We start from the raw sequence: 14,327 nt of genomic DNA, 5'->3' as shown, positions 1-14,327 counted from the left end.
GGCAGGCAACTATGCGGTTGTGCGGAACTACCCCGGACCGTAGCGGTTGGACGGACGGGGACGCCAACGGGAGAAGAGATATGCGCATCGTGACGGTAGGGACAGCGGCACTGCTGGTGCTGGGGCTTTCGGCTTGCGACAAGCATGGCACCGAGGTCGGCGCGCCGCTTGCCAATGGCGCAACCGCGATCGCGAGCCTGCGCACTGTCACGGGCGCCGATGCCGGCCGGGCGACCGCACATGAAGTGGCGGGCGGCCTGCGCTTCACGATCGATGCGAAGGGCCTTCCGGCCGGCACGCACGGGGCGCATGTCCATATGACCGGTGCCTGCACGCCACCCGATTTCGCCAGCGCCGGCGGGCACTGGAACCCGACATCGATGAAGCATGGATCGATGAACCCGGCCGGGCCGCATGAGGGCGACCTGCCGAACCTCATCATCGGCACCGATGGGCGCGGGACGCTCGGCATCACCATTCCGGGCGCGACGATGGCCGGGCTGCTCGATGCCGATGGATCCGCGATCGTGGTGCATGCGGCGGCGGATGATCTGATGACCGATCCGTCGGGTAACAGCGGCGGTCGGATCGCGTGCGGGGTTTTCGCTGCTGGGTAAATTCCCTTCTCCCCCCGTGGGAGAAGGTGGCCCGCAGGGCCGGATGAGGGGGAGTGAGGCTCGGAACACTTGCGAGTGTCCCCCTCACCCTCCCACTGCCTTCGGCAGCGGGCCCCTCCCTCTACCACAAGGGGAGAGGGTTTTTAGATCGTCTCTCCGGCTTCCCTTGCCCAGGTCTCGCGGCTGGCCTCGGCCTTTGGTACGAGGCGATACGCCGCAATAGCGGCGGCCAGGGTGATCGGCACCGTCACTAGCAACGACAGCACCCCGACCGACAGGCTCCCGCTCAGCGTCGAGACGCGGCCGGCCAGGTAGGGGCCCATCGCCAGCCCGAGCAGCGTCGTGCCGATGAAGAAGGTCCCCGTCGCCGTGCCGCGCATCCGCGGCAGCACCAGATCCTGCATGGTCGCGGCAGATGCGCCGAGCGCCGACGCCGCCAGGATCTGCGCGACCGGCAGCATCGCATAATAGAGCCACAGGTCATGGGTGGTGAAGGCGACCCATATCGCCGGCACCGGGGCGACGGCGCCGAAGATGATCACCATCACCCGGCCATTGGCGAAGCTGCGCCGCAGCCGGTCGGCGACGATGCCGCCCATCGTCACGCCGATGAAGCCGCCTGCCGCGCCGCCGCCGCCGATCAGCAGGCCAGCCGTCGCCGGGGAGGCCGCAAGGTCGCGCAGCGCGTGCGGCGCTGCCCAGAAGCTGACCGCATAAGAAAGGAAGGCGTTGAGGCCATAGGCCACCACGACGCAGAGAAAGGCGGGGTTGCCCACGATCAGGCGGAAGGTCGGCGGATCGCGCCGCTTGAGTGCCGAGGCCCAGGAAAAGACGGCATAGACGCCGATGCCGATCGCCACCCATTGCGGCCAGGGCTCGCCGACCGAGACGAGTCCGACGACGCAGCCGACGATCACGGCGAGGCCGATCAGGTTGGTGACGAGAGCCCGGGCACCGCCGCGGGCCGCGCCGATCAGGGTCAGCGGCGGCAGGATGGTGACGAGCTCCTGCAGGAATTCGCGGAACGGGGCGGGGTGGGGCGCCGGTTCGGGTAGCCCTTCCGAGGCGCCGCGTTTCGGCTCGCGCAGGGTGGCGATCCACAGGGCCACCATCAGGCCGGGAATGCCGACGATCAGGAACGCCGCCTGCCAGCCATGCAGGCCGAGCGGCCCGCCTTCGGGCCAGGCCTTGTTCCAGCGTTGCACGATCAGCCCGCCGATGCCGAGCGACAGCCCGCCGCCGACATACAGGCCGGACGAATAGATCGCGAGCGCGGTGGCGCGCAGGCGTTTGGGGAAATAGTCGGAGATCAGCGAATAGGCCGAGGGGCTGGCCGTCGCCTCGCCCACGCCGACGCCGATACGCGCCGCCGTCAGCATCGCGCCGTTGCGGGCGAAGCCGGAAAAGGCGGTCATGGCCGACCAGAGCGCAAGGCCGATGGTCATCAGCCGCACCCGGTTCCAGTTGTCGGCCAGGCGGCCGAGCGGGATGCCGAACAGCGAGTAGAACACGCCGAACGCCGTGCCGTAGAGGAAGCCGAGATCCTCGTCCTTCAGCCCGAGGTCGCGCTTGATGTCCTCGGCGAGGATCGAGATGATCTGCCGGTCGACGAAGTTCAGGATATAGACCAGGAACAGGATGCCGAGGACGTACCAGGCATAGGCCGGCGTTCGCGCCGGGGTGCCTGTCGGTATCGTGGCCATCTCCATCCTCTCGCTATTTTCGGCGATGCTAGCAGAGGAAGGCGGCCCGTAAAGCAGGCCAATGAAGAAGATGGTCAGGTACCGCCGAGTCCGGTGCTGATGCCCGGCAGCCAGAAATCATGGGCAAACACCCAGGTGGCGAGGACAAGGAAGGCGGTCGCACCCAGCAGGGCGAGCGAGGCCGCGTTGCGTGCGGCCGGGCGCGGCGTGCGGCGCGCACGGATGAACGCCTCAGCGACGGCGAGGTTGGGGAGATAGAAGAAGAACGCCATGACCATGTCGAACCAGCCGCTGAAGTCGCCGGCATGGCCGGCCCGACCTGCGACCAGGAACCAGAAGCCATATTCCATCCGGTACAGCCAGGAGCCGATGGCGAGCGCGAACAGCCTGATCGCCCAGCCGCGATGCGCCTCGATGCGGCGGGCCCGGGCATGGCGATAGGTCTGGGCGGCGGCGAGCACCATCAGCATGCCGTAAAGGCCGAAGCCGAGGTTCATCGGCGTGCCGCCCACGGTGCCCTTGCCCAGGATGAAGGCGAGCCCGCCGATGCCGGCGACCCCGGCCGACAGCACATAGAGGCGGCCCAGCCAGCGATGCAGCGCGGGCACGCTGCGGCGCAGGGCGCCGATCAGCTGGACCGGACCGAGCAGCAACAGGATGCCGCCGGTCGCGAAATGCGCGCCGATCGCCATGGTGGTGAGCGGTGTGGCGGCTTCGTAGAGTCGCGGCAGCGTCTCGTTCCAGCGCTCGGGCGTGCCGAAGCGGACCGCCCCGCCATAATGCGCGAGAATATACAGACCGAACAGGGCGGCGCTGACCCAGCTCACCGCGACGAGCAGGCGGGCCGACCAGCGCAGCACGGCGTCGCCCCAAATGTCCGGTCCGACCCGGGCGTCGCCGGTTTCGATGATGGTCGCCATGGTCAGGAACCGGAACCGAGCCGCCAGCGCTCGACCACCTCGTAGCGCGCCGCTTCGCCGCCGAGATGGCTTTCGAACAGGGTCATGTGCTCGATCGTGAAGGGCGGGCTGGACAGGCCGGCATGGAGTCCCTGCCAGCGCTCGATCTCCGGCCCGAAGCCGGCGCCGCGACTGATGCGGGCGAGGGTGATGTGCGGCAGATAGGCGCGGCCCTCCGGCGGCAGGCCGAGGCGGACCAGCGCATGGTCGATCTTGCGGTGAAGCGCGGCGAGCGCATCATGCGGGGTCGCGCCCGCCCAGAGCGCGTCGACGCGGCCCTTCTTGTCGAACGCACCGACGCCGGAGAGCGCCACCTCGATCGGGGCGGCATTGACCTGGCCGAGCGCGAGCACGATGTCCTCCGCCATGCGCCGATCGACCTCGCCGATATAGCGGACGGTCAGATGGAGCTGGTCGTCATCCTGCCAGCGCGCCTGAGGCACGCCGTCCATCGTCGCGGAAAGAGCGGCACGAACCGCCGGGGGCGGGCGCAGGGCGACGAACAGGCGGTGCATGAGGTTGGTTTTACCGGGTTGGGGATGATTGTCATCCGCCAGGGCACCAATTGTAATAAAGTGTTGCTGGCCTCTTGAGCACACCCTCCGGATTATCTTGAAAACCCACCTCATAAGGGCGATATTCCACGTATCCGGCATGATGCCGGGTCAAAGGAGCTTTTTGGAAATGGCTAACTGGTCCGACCCCCAATCTGGCGCGGCACGTTTCGCGACGGCATCGGGCGCACGCACCGAGGCGTTTGACGCGGGTCTGCGCCGCTACATGCTGTCGGTCTATAATTACATGTTCTCGGGCATCCTGCTGACGGGCATCGTCGCGATGGGCTTTGCCGCCAGCGGCATGGCCGCCCAGGTGTTCGGCGGCCCGGGCATCCTGAAGTGGATCATCACCCTTGCGCCGCTCGGCTTCGTGTTCGGCATGAGCTTCGGTGGCGGGCGGATGTCCGCAGGCACGCTCCAGGCGATGTTCTGGGGCTTTGCGGTGGCGATGGGCCTGTCGCTCTCGACCATCTTCCTCGCCTATACCGGCACCTCGATCGCCCAGTCGTTCTTCGCGACGGCGGCTGCGTTCGGCGGTCTCAGCCTCTATGGCTACACCACCAAGCGTGACCTGTCGGCGTTCGGCACCTTCCTGATCATGGGCCTGGTCGGCCTGATCGTGGCGAGCCTGCTGAACCTGTTCTTCCAGTCCGGCCCGTTCGCACTGGTGATCAGCATCGTCGGCGTGCTGCTGTTCGCGGGCCTCACCGCCTATGACACGCAGCGCACCAAGAGCATGTACGCCCAGGTTGCCGGCACCGGTGCCGAGCAGCATGTCGTGATCATGTCGGCGCTGAACCTGTACCTCGACTTCATCAACATGTTCCTGTTCATCCTGCGTCTGTTCGGCAACCGGAACTAGAACGCGGTTTAAACGCTCAGCCGAAAGGCCCGGTGGGGAAACCTGCCGGGCCTTTTTTGTATTCACCTATCTCCCCAATGAAACCGCTGTAGAAGGCAGGTGGGCTCACATTCCGTCGTCATGCCGGACTTGTTCCGGCATCCACCGCTCCGCAAACCCAATATCCGTCGCGTTTGCGGAACGGTGGACCCCGGAACAAGTCCGGGGTGACGAAGAGGATAGACCGCACGATGCGTTTGCGGCGGCCGCAGGCGGACAGACGACAGGAACCACCATGCGCCTCGCGATCGACGTGATGCTCGACTATTGGATCGAGGACGCTGCCGACATCCTGTTGCTGGTCGAGGCGGCAGCGATGGCCGATCAGCGACTCGAGCGGCAGGACATGCGTGTCTACAGCAACGATCCGCTGCGCGCCGTCCCCGGCGAGGAAGGGATCGGCCAGCGGACCTGGGCGCGGGGCAATGGCAATTTTCGCGTCGAATATCAGGCCGAGGTGACGATTGCGCGCGCCTCGGTCGATCTGGCGGCGCTGCCTGCCACCCCGGCGCGGATGTTGCCGGCCGAGACGGTCGCCTATCTGCTGCCCAGCCGCTATTGCGAGTCGGACAAGTTCGAGGGGTTTGTCGAGCAGCAGTTCGCCGGTCTCGAAGGCGGTATGCTCGCCGCCGCGATGAGCGCCTGGGTGCGCGAGAACCTCATCTATGCATCGGGCACCAGCAGCGGCGTGACCACCGCGCTGATGACCTTTGCCGACCGTCGCGGCGTGTGCCGCGACTATGCCCATCTGCTCGTCTCGCTGGCGCGGGCGGGCGGCATTCCGGCACGCTGTGTCTCGGCCTATGCGCCCGGCGTCGATCCGCCCGATTTTCATGCCGTGGCCGAGCTGTGGCTGGCGGGGGGCTGGCATCTGGTCGACGCGACGGGCATGGCCTCATGCGGCGATATCGCGCGCGTCGCGGTCGGGCGGGATGCGACCGACATTGCGTTCATGACCGTGTTCGGTCGGGCGACGATGAACCAGCAGACGGTTTCGGTGCGCCGGGTCGACGGCTGACCCCTTTCTCTCGTCAACGCTGCTCGCGCGCAGGAACGCTTCGCCTGAGTCGCTCGTTCTACCCTCGTAACAGCCCAGGAGAGTGGCGATGACCGAGGACCAGAAGATAATCGATCAAAAGACGCCTGACCGCCAGGACGTGACGCCGGGCGACCCAGAGGAGAATCAGGCGATCCATCACCCGCGCCAGGACGCGGGGCAGGACGCATCGATCGCCGCCCGTCTCGAACGCAATCCGGAGAGCAAGGAAGCACGCCTCGACGCGGCGCTGGACGAATCGATGGACGCATCGGACCCGCCATCCTCGACTCAGCCGGTGCACAACCACCAGCCGCCTTCTTCGTCGGGTTATGATGCCGAGGCGGAAGCACGGCTGAAGGCAGAAAAGGCGGGTTGAGACCCGCCGACCGCGCCTGCGCCGCTGAGGAATACCACGCATAGGTGCCGCCCCTTCCTGCAGCTGCGGGAAGGGGCGGCATTCTTTTTATGTTGCGCAACTACCGCACTTCCCCGCGCTTTTCGTCATATGGCGCACCGTTCGTCGCAACCTTTGTTGCATCGCAGCAGGAACTATGATTCGATGCTGAATGCCGGACGACGGCGCGTTAAGGACCCTGTTAACCATCCTGGCGCATCATCGGCACCGGTTCCACGATTGCGGGGTGGGGTGACGACATGACTGCCAAGATGAAACCGGCGAATGGCGCGATGACGCTGGCCGAAATGAAGGAATTTGCGGGCTTCAGCTCCTCGACGCAGCGCTATATCCGGCGCTCGCTCGACATCGGTCTCGACCGCGACGACGCGATGAGCCGCTGGTCGCGCGATGTCGTGGAGGCCGCCAGCATCCGCGCCCAGGCCCGCCTGTATGTCCGCCTCCCCGATATCCGGGCGATCATCCCCGACGATAGCGGGCTGGATTCGGTGGAGCCGTTCCTGGCACCGCTGATGACAGTGACCGCATTCGACCTGGGGCAGGGACGGCTGACCACTTTTTCCGCCTATCGCTTCCTTTACGAACGGCTGATCGGTGCCGAGGTGCGGCCCTGGCTGCCGGCCGCTTTCTGCTCGGCGGCGGCGCTGCCGCATCTGCATCCGGACCTGCGGCGCAAGCTGCTCCAGTCGATCAGCGAAGCAGCCGCGACCGCATCGGGCTGGTCGAACCGCCAGCCGGCCTTCTTCCCGAAATGGGTGGAGAAGGTGGAAGCGACCGCGCTGCCGCACTGAGACTCACCTTAAGTCTCCCCTCCAGGGGAGAAGGAACCCCTGTTTATTTAACGACACGCTCGCCAGCCAAACTCTCCCCGCTCGGCCTGGTCGAGATGCAGATGATCCCGGTGGGCTGCATTATAGTCGGGTGACAGCGTCGTCGCGAACACACGGCACGCGCCGTTGCGCACCTCGTGCAGGAAGGTCGCTTCCGGGCCGTTGCCCTTCCAGTCGGCCGCCACGGTAATGCGTTTGCCGTTTGCCAGCCGGAAACCGGCGATGTCGATCGCGTCGGCGGTGGCGTGTTCGCTCCAGTTATCGCGCCCCGCGATGCGGCGGCAATTGTAGCTGCCGAAATGCTCGATCGAGGCGACCGGGCTGCCGAGCAGGCGGCGCGCGGCGGGTTGCACCACATTCCATTCCCACACCGAAAGCGCCGCGGCGACCGGGCAGGAGGTGCCGATGTCGGCGGGCGCATAGGGCGTTCGGCGCGATCCGCCGGGGGCGAGGCGGACGCCGTCGGCATAGCCGCATTGCGGGCCGGCCTTTACCGCCGCCAGCGCGGTGTACCGCACGCCCGCCTTGTCGAGCAGCGCACGGCATTTGGGAAAATCATGGGTCAGGCCGGCGAGCTTGCGGCCGGTCATCATGCCGATCGGCTGGCCAAGATCGAGCGGCGTCCAGGGCAGGTCCTGCGGTCGGCCGCGCACGGCCGCGAACAATACCAGGCCCAGCGCCAGCACGATCGCGGCGATCGTCATGCCGCCGACCAGCCGTTTTACGCCCTGCATCGGTCGCGTTCCCTCAGCCCCGCATCGCGCTGGTGATCGGCTCGAACGTGACGGGATAGCCAAGGTCGTCGGGAATGCGCAGATGCGGTACGCCGTCGATCTCGTCTTCCCAGGGCGTGACGGGGCGGATCGGGTAGCGCGCGGCGTCGGCCGCCGCCTCGTCGAAGCTGGCGAAACGGGCGAGCCGTTCGAGATTGCGGCGCGTGGGGAAAATGATCCGCACATGCCCGGCATCGGCATCGTCGAGCACGCTTTGCGCGGTCGCCCAGAAGACGCGGACATTCTCGGTATCGTCGACCACCGGTTGGGACAGGCCGTCCGGCATGCGCGCGAGATAGAAACGCGTGTCGAAGATCCGCATATGCGCATGCGCCGGCAGCCAGCGCGCGAACGGCACGAGCGTGGGATCGAGTGTGAGCCCCGCGTCGTGCAGCGCCTCGCCGAACGAGACACCGGCGTGCAGCGCGGCGCGCAGGGCGGAGAGTGCCTTGCCGTCCGGCACGGGAGTCAGTCCGATCGGGACCCCGACTTCCTCGACCGTCTCGCGGATGGCGGCGATGCGCGCGGCCATATCCTCCGGCTCGCCGGGAAAGGTCAGCGCCAGGGCGCGGTCGCCGGGATCGACCCGTCCGCCCGGAAACACCAGCGCGCCACCGGCGAACACCATCGCCTTCGACCGCTCCACCATCAGCAGTTCGGGCGCGCCCGCGCCTTCGCGAAAAAGGACGAGCGTGGCGGCGGGGATGGCGTTCTGCGCGTCGGGCATTGTCCCGATGTAGGCCGGGGGCGTCCGCTTGTCATTCCCGACCGTCCGACGCGGTACCGTCTCCAGCAATATCATATACAATATGATTGGAACCTGCCGCGTCTCGTTCTAGGAACAGGCAAGCGACGACTCCGGGAGGGTCGCGCGAGATGAATAGGGGAGAAGATAATGCGATCGCGCCTGCTGTCCGCCGCCCGGACGGGTATCCTTGCAAGCTGCCTGATCGTCGCCGCCGCGACGCCCGCCCTGGCCAGGGACGGTTTCTTTTCCCGCGAGCAGGTGATCTCCTACACCCCCGAGTGGAAGGGGGAGCGCTTCCCCGACGGACGCCCCAAGGTTTCCGATGACATCATCGATCGCATGAAGGCGGTGACGCTCGAGGAAGCCTGGGCGACGCTGCGCGGTGCGGGCTATAATTATGCCTATGAGGACGGCTGGCTCTCGATCTTTCCGGACAAGGTGCTGGTGGGCCGCGCCCTGACCGCGCAGTGGATGCCGGGCCGTCCGGACATCCAGAAGGTGATCGAGGCGCAGGGCAAGCAGGACCAGCGCAAGGGGGCAATGAACGCCTGGCCGGTCGACATGCTGCAGAAGGGCGACGTCTATGTCGCCGATCATTTCGGCCTGAAGAAGGATGGTCCGTCGATCGGCGACAATGTCGGCAACGCGATCTATGCCCGCAGCGGCAACGGCATCGTCTATGACGGCGCGGTGCGTGATATCGAGGGGCTGAAGGAGCTTCCGAACTTCACCTCCTTCGTCCGCTCCTATGATCCGTCGCATCATTTCGGTGCGATGGCGACGGGCGCGCGGCTCAACTCGACCATGGTCGGCATCAACGGGCCGACCCGGATCGGCATGGCGACGGTGATGCCGGGCGATGTGGTGCTCGGTCGCGACGGCGGCGTGGTGTTCATCCCGCCCCAGCTTGCCGAGAAGGTGGTCAAGCAATCCGAGATCACGCGGCTTCGCGATACGTTTGGCCATAAGCGCCTGGCCGAGGGGACGTACAGCGCCGGGCAGATCGACACCAAATGGACCGACGCGATCGAGAATGATTTCACCGCGTGGCTCAAGGCCAATCAGGACAATCTGCCGGTCAAGAAGGAAGTCATCCAGGAGATGCTGACCAACAAGGCCAAGGGCATTCCCTACGAGGGCTGACCCTTTCCTCCCGCGCGGATAATCCCATGATCAACCGACGGTCGATGCTCGGGCAGGCGGCGGCGCTGTATGGCGCTTTTCTGTTCGCGGCGAAGGCGGGGGCGGCGACGCGGCCGCCCAGGCTGAAGATCAGGGAGATCCGCGCGGTCCGGCTGAAGAACGGGTTCAACAGCCGGTTCGTCCGCGTCTATACCGAGGAAGGGCTGACCGGCACCGGCGAATTCCTCGACACGGTCGGCGCCGAATATATCGTCAATAACAACTTCAACCCGTTGCTGGCGGGCCGCGATCCGCTGGCGATCGAGGCGATCATGAACGACCTGTGGGGCTGGCGGCGCGGCAATTTCGCCGGTGCGCCGTCACCCCTGTTCATCCGCGGCACGGGCGGACCCTATTATGCCGCGATGAGCGGCGTCGAGATGGCGCTGTGGGATCTGGCCGGCAAGGCGATGGGCGTGCCGATCAGCCAGTTGATGGGCGGGCGGCTGCGCGAGCGGATCCCGGTCTATCTCCATGCCAACGACCCGGCGGATGCGAAGCGCATCGTCGCGGCTACCAAGGTGCGGGCGCTGAAGATCGGTACCGACTACACGCCCGACGCGTGGCTGGTCGGCAAGGGCATGAACCCCGATCGGCTCTGGGGGCAGCATCTGACCACGGCGCAGCTCACCGATGTCGAGAAATTCGTCGGCGGCTTTCGCGATGCGCTCGGGCCCGATTACGATATCGGGGTCGAGCTGCATTCGCGCTACGATGTCGAGACAGGCATCCAGATCTGCAACCTGATCGAGAAATTCAGGCCCTTCTTCGTCGAGGAACCGGTGCCGAGCGACAATGTCGATGCGATGGTGCGCATCCGCGACAATACCCGCGTGCCGCTGGCGGCGGGCGAAAATGTCTATGGGCGCTATGGCTTTCGCCCCTATCTCGAGAAGCAGGCGCTGAGCATCATCCAGCCGGACATGGCCAAGGCGGGTGGGCTGATGGAGACGCGCAAGATCGCGGCGATGGCGGAGACCTATAACATCCCGGTCGCGCCGCACGGCGTGGCGTCACCCTTTGCGACCATGGCGTTCGCGCAGGTCTGCACGACGATTCCCAACTTCCTCATCCAGGAATTCACCTATTACGAGAACAAGGCATATACCGAACTGTGTGACCCGGTAACGCTGATCGACGGTTATCTGCCGGTGTCGACCGAGCCCGGGATCGGTATTTCGGTGAAGGACGAGGTGCTGAAGTCCCGCACCGATCCGGAGTTCAAGCCGCTGTAACGCGCCTGTTCCGCTTATTGTGTTCCCGCGGGGGCGGGAACCCAGACTGGGCTCCTGCCTTCGCGGGAGCACAAAGGGCGAGACGCCGGCTGTTGGCGGCAACGCCCACTGCTTTCTCGCGCCCTCCCATTGCATCCGTCTGCGCCGGTGGCATGCTGCGATCACACAGGTCGCAGGGGACTCAGAAGATGGCGAAGCTCGGATTTCTGATGGCGGGCGCGTGCGCCCTGGTGCTGGCGCAGGCGGGGCTGGCGGCGCCCGGCGACCAGAAGGCGAACGAGGCCGCGTTCGATGCGGGCGTGAGTTCGCAGGACCAGATGGACTGGCTCAAGACCATGTCCTCCGCGCCGAACCATGTCGGATCGCCGCACGACAAGGCCAATGCCGAGTTCATCCTGGCGAAGTTCAAGGAATGGGGCTGGGACGCGAAGATCGAGACATTCCAGGTACTCTATCCCACCCCGATCTCGACCACCGTCGAGCTGGTCGCGCCGGAGAAGATCGTGCTCGGCGGGCAGGAGCCGGCGGTGCCGGGCGACGATACCTCCGCCAATCTTGCGGGCGCGCTGCCGCCCTATGTCGCCTTCCAGGGGGACGGCGATGTCACCGGCGATCTGGTCTATGTGAATTACGGCCTGCCCGAGGATTACAAGGCGCTCGAGCGGCGCGGCGTGGACGTGAAGGGCAAGATCGCCATCGCGCGCTATGGCGGTGGCTGGCGCGGCCTGAAGCCGAAGCTTGCGCAGGAACATGGCGCGATCGGCTGCATCATCTATTCCGATCCGCAGCAGGACGGCTATGGCGATGGCGACGTCTATCCCAAGGGTGGCGCCCGGCCCGATTTCGGCGTTCAGCGCGGGTCTGTCGCCGACATGACGGTCTATCCGGGCGATCCGCTGACCCCCGGCATCGGCGCCACGGCCGGCGCGAAGCGGATCGACCGCAAGGACGCGGCGACGATCCTCAAGATCCCGGTCCTGCCCATGTCCTATGGCGATGCGAGCAAGCTGCTGTCGCGCCTTGGCGGGCCACTGGTGCCGAATGGAGCGCAGGGTGGCCTGCCGATTGCCTATCACACCGGCGGCGACGGCGGGGTGAAGGTGCATCTGGCGGTCAAATCCGAATGGTCGCTCAAGACCATCTATGACGTGATCGCGACGCTGAAGGGTTCCGACTATCCCGATCAATGGGTGGTGCGCGGAAACCATCATGACGGCTGGGTGTTCGGCGCGTCCGATCCGCTGTCGGGCAATGTCGCCATGCTGTCCGAAGCGAAGGCGCTGGGCGGATTGTGGAAGCAGGGCTGGCGACCGAAACGCACCATCGTCTATGCAAGCTGGGACGCCGAGGAGCCGATGCTGCTCGGGTCGACCGAATGGGCCGAGACCCATGCGGCCGAGCTCAAGGCCAAGGCGGTGCTCTACATCAACACCGACGGCAACGGGCGCGGTTTCCTGGGCGCCGAGGGCAGCCATGATTTCCAGCATCTCGTAAGTTCGGTGGCCGCTGACGTGACCGATCCGCAGACCGGCGTCAGTGTCGCGGAGCGGGCTCGGGCGGAGATACGCGTGCGCGCCTATGACAAGACCGGCAGGGTCGATGAAGCGGCGCTGGCGGCGGCGGAGAAAGGCGGCGACCTGCCGATCGGCGCGCTCGGATCGGGATCGGATTATTCCGCTTATCTGCAGCATCTCGGCCTGCCGGCGATCAATATCGGGTTCGGCGGCGAGGAAGAAAGTGGGGGCGTCTACCACTCGGTCTATGACAGCTATCATCACTTCACGACCTTCGACGATCCGGGCCTGAAGTACGGCGCTGCATTGTCAAAGACGGTCGGGCGACTGGTGCTGCGCGTGGCCGATTCCGACACGCCGCCGCAGCGTTTCGGCGATTTCGCCGACACCGTGTCGACCTATCTGACCGAGGTGAAGAAGCTAGCGGAGGATCGCCGCACGGAGGATCGCAAGCGCGAGAAGCTGATGACGGATGGCGCCTTCCGCCTGGCGAGCGACCCGCTCAAGCCGGTCGCTGCGGTGGGGGCCGAGGCGAAGACGCCGCATATCGAGTTGGCGGCGCTGGAAGATGCGGTCGACCATCTCAAGGCGGCGGCCGCTGCCTATGACAGCGCCTATGCCGACAGGGGCGCGACGCTCGACCGGACGCGTCGGGTGAAGCTGAACGGCCAGCTTCGCGACGTCGACCAACTCCTGCTCGACGAGCGCGGCCTGCCCGGGCGGCCCTGGTACAAGCACATGATCTACGCGCCGGGCCGCTTCACCGGGTACGGCGCGAAGACACTACCGGGCGTGCGCGAGGCAATCGAGGAGCGGCGCTTCGACGACGCCAATGTCTATGCCGGGCGCACGGCCAAGGTGCTCGAGGCCTATGCCGCCCGGCTGGACGCAGCGAAGGCGACGGTCGAGGGGAAATAGAATAGCGGGAGGTAAGTGACCTCCCGTCTTCGTTCGAAACGAACGGGACTCGGTCCGCCATCCCATCGAGTCGTCATGCCGGGAATGTTCCGGCCTCCCTGTCCCGCAAGCGCCGGCGTCGTTGCGTTTGCGGAACCATGGACCCCGGAACAAGTCCGGGGTGACGAAAGGGGTGGGTTCGCTCAGGTCCGGGCGGTTGTCGCGCCCGCAGCAGCCAGCGCCTCGCGCACCCGCGCCAACGCAGCCGCCTGGGGTTGCTCCTCGCCCAGCAGGGCAAAGGTGCCGTTGAGGGCGAATTGGCAATGGCCATGGACCAGCGCGACGAGGGAGCGGGCGAGGGCAGGGGCCTCGCTGCGCCGGCCTTCGGGCAGCACCAATGCGATCTCCCGCTCGACGATGCCGGTCAGGCCGCTGCGCAGCCGGCGATAGCCTTCGGGCATCTCCGTCCCCCGTGGCTGGCGGTGGTCGTAGATCGCCATCCACAGATTGGGGTTGCGCTCGGCGAAGTCGAAATAGCCGGCGACCAACGCCGCGATGCGGTCATCGCCCGCCACCGCGAGCTTCTCGCGCAGCCATTCGGCCCAGAGCACGAAGGTGCGGCTGTTGATCGCGAGCAGCAGTGCGTCGAGGCTGCCGAACACATTGTAGATCGTACCGATCGAATAGCCGATCCGCTTCGCCACCTCGCGCGCGGAGAAGCGGGCATAGCCCGCCTCAGCCATCAGGGCATGACCCTCGGCGAGTATCAATTCCTCAAGCTGTCCGCGCGAATGATCCGATCTGCGTCCCATGGAGGCGGAATAGGGTTAAAATTGAACAGTGTCTAATATCTTTATTGAACATCGTTCAATTTAAGGGCATTGCGATAATTGTCCGGCGAATCGCCGGGGATTTCGGTTAGGTTCCAGAATGGTAACGCTACGCCTTGGTGAACGG

General features: G+C 66.0%; 14 protein-coding genes. 8 read left to right on the top strand and 6 right to left on the bottom strand.

All coding sequences use genetic code 11. The features are described from left to right. Nucleotides 1–80: 80 nt before the first annotated feature. A complete protein-coding gene (locus AC1DT7_RS12640; RefSeq protein WP_478036305.1) occupies nucleotides 81–617 on the top strand; it encodes a superoxide dismutase family protein in 537 nt (178 codons plus the stop codon). Nucleotides 618–760: 143 nt separating this feature from the next. Here AC1DT7_RS12640 and AC1DT7_RS12635 read toward each other — a convergent pair whose 3' ends face one another. The 3 genes from AC1DT7_RS12635 to thpR form a co-directional block, all read right to left on the bottom strand. Further along, nucleotides 761–2,320: an MFS transporter gene (locus tag AC1DT7_RS12635; protein ID WP_478036304.1), complete on the bottom strand. Its 1,560-nt coding sequence runs from the start codon at nucleotides 2,318–2,320 to the stop codon at nucleotides 761–763. Between the two features lie 74 nt (nucleotides 2,321–2,394). Beyond that, nucleotides 2,395–3,240, bottom strand: coding sequence for a DUF2306 domain-containing protein (locus AC1DT7_RS12630; RefSeq protein WP_478036303.1), 846 nt, complete (start codon nucleotides 3,238–3,240; stop codon nucleotides 2,395–2,397). A gap of 2 nt (nucleotides 3,241–3,242) precedes the next feature. Next, nucleotides 3,243–3,794: an RNA 2',3'-cyclic phosphodiesterase gene (gene thpR, locus AC1DT7_RS12625; RefSeq protein WP_478036302.1), complete on the bottom strand. Its 552-nt coding sequence runs from the start codon at nucleotides 3,792–3,794 to the stop codon at nucleotides 3,243–3,245. Nucleotides 3,795–3,963: 169 nt separating this feature from the next. Here thpR and AC1DT7_RS12620 point away from each other — a divergent pair, with 169 nt between their 5' ends. From AC1DT7_RS12620 to AC1DT7_RS12605, 4 genes are all read left to right on the top strand, one after another. Then, nucleotides 3,964–4,698 carry a Bax inhibitor-1/YccA family protein gene (locus AC1DT7_RS12620; protein WP_478036301.1) on the top strand — a complete coding sequence of 245 codons (735 nt, stop codon included), beginning with the start codon at nucleotides 3,964–3,966 and terminating at the stop codon, nucleotides 4,696–4,698. A gap of 274 nt (nucleotides 4,699–4,972) precedes the next feature. Beyond that, nucleotides 4,973–5,755, top strand: coding sequence for a transglutaminase-like domain-containing protein (locus AC1DT7_RS12615; RefSeq protein WP_478036300.1), 783 nt, complete (start codon nucleotides 4,973–4,975; stop codon nucleotides 5,753–5,755). 88 nt (nucleotides 5,756–5,843) lie between these two features. Continuing rightward, nucleotides 5,844–6,152 (top strand): hypothetical protein, encoded by a 309-nt coding sequence (locus tag AC1DT7_RS12610; RefSeq protein WP_478036299.1) that lies wholly within the window; start codon nucleotides 5,844–5,846, stop codon nucleotides 6,150–6,152. Between the two features lie 278 nt (nucleotides 6,153–6,430). Continuing rightward, nucleotides 6,431–6,982 (top strand): hypothetical protein, encoded by a 552-nt coding sequence (locus AC1DT7_RS12605; protein WP_478036298.1) that lies wholly within the window; start codon nucleotides 6,431–6,433, stop codon nucleotides 6,980–6,982. Nucleotides 6,983–7,029: 47 nt separating this feature from the next. Here AC1DT7_RS12605 and AC1DT7_RS12600 read toward each other — a convergent pair whose 3' ends face one another. Both AC1DT7_RS12600 and AC1DT7_RS12595 read right to left on the bottom strand, forming a co-directional pair. Next, complete coding sequence (locus tag AC1DT7_RS12600; RefSeq protein ID WP_478036297.1) at nucleotides 7,030–7,755, bottom strand: extensin-like domain-containing protein; 726 nt, start codon at nucleotides 7,753–7,755, stop codon at nucleotides 7,030–7,032. Between the two features lie 13 nt (nucleotides 7,756–7,768). After that, nucleotides 7,769–8,521 carry an NUDIX hydrolase gene (locus AC1DT7_RS12595; RefSeq protein ID WP_478036296.1) on the bottom strand — a complete coding sequence of 251 codons (753 nt, stop codon included), beginning with the start codon at nucleotides 8,519–8,521 and terminating at the stop codon, nucleotides 7,769–7,771. 168 nt (nucleotides 8,522–8,689) lie between these two features. Here AC1DT7_RS12595 and AC1DT7_RS12590 point away from each other — a divergent pair, with 168 nt between their 5' ends. From AC1DT7_RS12590 to AC1DT7_RS12580, 3 genes are all read left to right on the top strand, one after another. Further along, a complete protein-coding gene (locus AC1DT7_RS12590) occupies nucleotides 8,690–9,685 on the top strand; it encodes an RraA family protein (protein WP_478036295.1) in 996 nt (331 codons plus the stop codon). A 26-nt stretch (nucleotides 9,686–9,711) separates the two neighbouring features. Further along, nucleotides 9,712–10,959: a mandelate racemase/muconate lactonizing enzyme family protein gene (locus AC1DT7_RS12585; protein WP_478036294.1), complete on the top strand. Its 1,248-nt coding sequence runs from the start codon at nucleotides 9,712–9,714 to the stop codon at nucleotides 10,957–10,959. A gap of 188 nt (nucleotides 10,960–11,147) precedes the next feature. Next, nucleotides 11,148–13,391: a transferrin receptor-like dimerization domain-containing protein gene (locus AC1DT7_RS12580; protein ID WP_478036293.1), complete on the top strand. Its 2,244-nt coding sequence runs from the start codon at nucleotides 11,148–11,150 to the stop codon at nucleotides 13,389–13,391. A 182-nt stretch (nucleotides 13,392–13,573) separates the two neighbouring features. On the opposite strand, the gene AC1DT7_RS12575 is transcribed toward AC1DT7_RS12580, so the two are convergent. Continuing rightward, nucleotides 13,574–14,182, bottom strand: coding sequence for a TetR/AcrR family transcriptional regulator (locus tag AC1DT7_RS12575; protein ID WP_478036292.1), 609 nt, complete (start codon nucleotides 14,180–14,182; stop codon nucleotides 13,574–13,576). Between the last annotated feature and the right edge of the window lie 145 nt (nucleotides 14,183–14,327).

This window comes from Sphingomonas sp. P3_C6 (assembly GCF_056402595.1).
This window is presented reverse-complemented; position numbering and strand designations above follow the sequence as displayed.

Coding starts and splice junctions, on each gene's coding strand:
- AC1DT7_RS12600 (WP_478036297.1), bottom strand. CDS start 7,755: ATGCAGGGCGTAAAACGGCTGGTCGGCGGCATGACGATCGCCGCGATC.
- AC1DT7_RS12595 (WP_478036296.1), bottom strand. CDS start 8,521: ATGCCCGACGCGCAGAACGCCATCCCCGCCGCCACGCTCGTCCTTTTT.
- AC1DT7_RS12575 (WP_478036292.1), bottom strand. CDS start 14,182: ATGGGACGCAGATCGGATCATTCGCGCGGACAGCTTGAGGAATTGATA.
- AC1DT7_RS12610 (WP_478036299.1), top strand. CDS start 5,844: ATGACCGAGGACCAGAAGATAATCGATCAAAAGACGCCTGACCGCCAG.
- AC1DT7_RS12590 (WP_478036295.1), top strand. CDS start 8,690: ATGCGATCGCGCCTGCTGTCCGCCGCCCGGACGGGTATCCTTGCAAGC.
- AC1DT7_RS12580 (WP_478036293.1), top strand. CDS start 11,148: ATGGCGAAGCTCGGATTTCTGATGGCGGGCGCGTGCGCCCTGGTGCTG.
- thpR (WP_478036302.1), bottom strand. CDS start 3,794: ATGCACCGCCTGTTCGTCGCCCTGCGCCCGCCCCCGGCGGTTCGTGCC.
- AC1DT7_RS12605 (WP_478036298.1), top strand. CDS start 6,431: ATGACTGCCAAGATGAAACCGGCGAATGGCGCGATGACGCTGGCCGAA.
- AC1DT7_RS12585 (WP_478036294.1), top strand. CDS start 9,712: ATGATCAACCGACGGTCGATGCTCGGGCAGGCGGCGGCGCTGTATGGC.
- AC1DT7_RS12615 (WP_478036300.1), top strand. CDS start 4,973: ATGCGCCTCGCGATCGACGTGATGCTCGACTATTGGATCGAGGACGCT.
- AC1DT7_RS12635 (WP_478036304.1), bottom strand. CDS start 2,320: ATGGCCACGATACCGACAGGCACCCCGGCGCGAACGCCGGCCTATGCC.
- AC1DT7_RS12620 (WP_478036301.1), top strand. CDS start 3,964: ATGGCTAACTGGTCCGACCCCCAATCTGGCGCGGCACGTTTCGCGACG.
- AC1DT7_RS12640 (WP_478036305.1), top strand. CDS start 81: ATGCGCATCGTGACGGTAGGGACAGCGGCACTGCTGGTGCTGGGGCTT.
- AC1DT7_RS12630 (WP_478036303.1), bottom strand. CDS start 3,240: ATGGCGACCATCATCGAAACCGGCGACGCCCGGGTCGGACCGGACATT.